The sequence below is a fragment of the Kineococcus vitellinus genome, assembly GCF_009906315.1.
GTDB lineage: Bacteria > Actinomycetota > Actinomycetes > Actinomycetales > Kineococcaceae > Kineococcus > Kineococcus vitellinus.
Genome location: NZ_JAAALL010000487.1, coordinates 1 through 1931, shown reverse-complemented (window position 1 = coordinate 1931; position 1931 = coordinate 1). Strand labels below are relative to the sequence as shown.

Below are 1931 nucleotides of genomic sequence, written 5' to 3'. Positions count from 1 at the left end.
CGCCTCCACCGCGCTGCGCCTGCTCGCCCTGACCTGCGTGCTGGCGGGCGTGCTGTGGGACGCCTCGGCCACCTTCGCCGAGCCCCGGCTGGGCCCGGCCGGCCTGGGCGCGAAGCTGGTCTTCTTCACGATCCAGAGCAACCTCCTGCTGGCCGCGGTGCTGCTGTGGTCGCTGCTGGCCGGGGCGGCCCGCCGCCGCCAGCCGCCGCCGCTGGTCGTCGGCGGTGCGACGTTCTTCGTCACCGTGACGTTCGCGGTCTACAACACGGTGCTCGTGCCCGGCGGCGGGCCGGGGGCGGTGCTGCTGCTCTCCGGCCGCCCGGCCAGCGACCTGCTGCACGTGGCCGCCCCGCTGCTGGCGCTGGTGGACTGGGTCTTCGGCCGCCCGCACCCCGGCTTCTCGGTGCGCCGAAGTCTCGTGTGGCTGCTGTACCCGCTGGCGTACGCGGGTTTCGCGCTGGTCCGCGGGCAGCTGACGAACTCCGTCGTGCGGTACCCCTACTGGTTCCTCGACGTCGACCGGATCGGTTGGGGCGGAGTGTCTCTCGCCGTCGCGGTGTTCGTCGTCGCGTTCGGCCTGCTGGCCGTGCTGTTCGCCCTCGCCGACCGGTTCCTCGGGCGATTTCCGCGACGGGCGGGCGGTGTGCTCCCATGAGGCGACCGCCGATTGGAGATCCGTGGAACCCGCCGTCGTGGCAGCCAGCTTCCTGCCCGTGCTGCTGCTGGAACTGCCCGACAAGACGTTCGTGGCGACGCTCGTCCTGGCGACCCGCTACCGCCCGCTGACGGCGTGGGTCGGGGTCGGCCTGGCCTTCGCGGTGCAGTGCGCCATCGCCGTCGTCGCGGGCGGGCTCCTCGCGCGCCTGCCCGACCGCCCGGTCGCGGCGGTGGCGGCGGCCCTGTTCGCCGTCGGCGCGATCACCCTCTTCCGCGGTGCGGCCAGGGCCCGGCAGGCCGAGGAGGAGGCGCTGCACGAGTACGAGGAGAAGGTGCGCGGCGGCAGGCCCGGGCTGCGGGGCGTCGCGGCCTGCTTCGGGGTGGTCTTCCTCGCCGAGTGGGGCGACCTGTCGCAGCTGTTCACCGCCGGCCTGGCGGCCCGCTACGAGGACCCGCTGTCGGTCTTCGCGGGCGCGTGGGCGGCGCTGCTGGTGGTCTCGGCGCTGGCCGCCGCGGCCGGGGCGACCCTGATGCGCAGGCTCAGCGTCGCGACCGTCAGCCGCGTCGGCGGCACCGTGTGCGCGGTCCTGGCGCTGGTGACGCTGCTGGAGGTGGCCGGGGTCGACCTGCCCCTCTGAGCGCCCCGCACCGGGACAAGGGGCCGCCTGGGTGATTGACTGTGGACGCGCAGTGACGGCTCGGCTCGCACGCGTGCTGGTGGTCGACGTCGTGGAGCAGCCGCGGCGCCGGCGGCGACGTCCTCGGGGGGAGGGAGTGGACCGGTGTTCCACGTGGTCCTCCCGCCCAGCCCGCGCTCGGTCGGCGTCGCCCGCTGGCTCATCGCGGAGTGGTGCGCCCCGTGGGTGGCGGCCTCCCAGGTCGAGGAGGACACCGTCGAGTCCGCGCTGCTGCTGGCCAGCGAGGTCATCACCAACGCCGTCGTCCACGGCGACGGCATGGTGCGGGTCTCCCTGAGCCGGGTCGACGGCTCCTCGCTGCGCCTGGAGGTCTCCGACGACGGCGGCGGGATGCCGCTCATCGGGGCCCAGCGCGCCGACGCCGAGAGCGGGCGCGGGATGGCGATGGTGGAGCTGCTGTCCACCCGCTGGGGCACCGAGCTCGGGGTGGGCCCGCTCGGCAAGACCGTCTGGTTCGAGCTGGGCGCCTGAGCGACCCGGCCCCGGGCCGATGACTCCCGCTCCTCCCGGCGGTCTGGACGTCACCCGCCCCGAGGAGATCGCCATGGCCGTCCGGCTCCCGCTCCACCCCGTCCC

The 1931-nt window shown here is 75.0% G+C and carries 3 protein-coding genes; all 3 read left to right on the top strand.

Annotated elements, in window-relative coordinates; genetic code table 11:
* On the top strand, nucleotides 1–655 hold a 655-nt coding region (locus GTQ99_RS22710; protein ID WP_166617937.1), incomplete at its 5' end, for a Pr6Pr family membrane protein.
* 22 nt (nucleotides 656–677) lie between these two features.
* Nucleotides 678–1295 (top strand): TMEM165/GDT1 family protein, encoded by a 618-nt coding sequence (locus tag GTQ99_RS22705; protein ID WP_166617936.1) that lies wholly within the window; start codon nucleotides 678–680, stop codon nucleotides 1293–1295.
* 144 nt (nucleotides 1296–1439) lie between these two features.
* A complete protein-coding gene (locus tag GTQ99_RS22700; RefSeq protein WP_166617935.1) occupies nucleotides 1440–1826 on the top strand; it encodes an ATP-binding protein in 387 nt (128 codons plus the stop codon).
* Nucleotides 1827–1931: the final 105 nt, after the last annotated feature.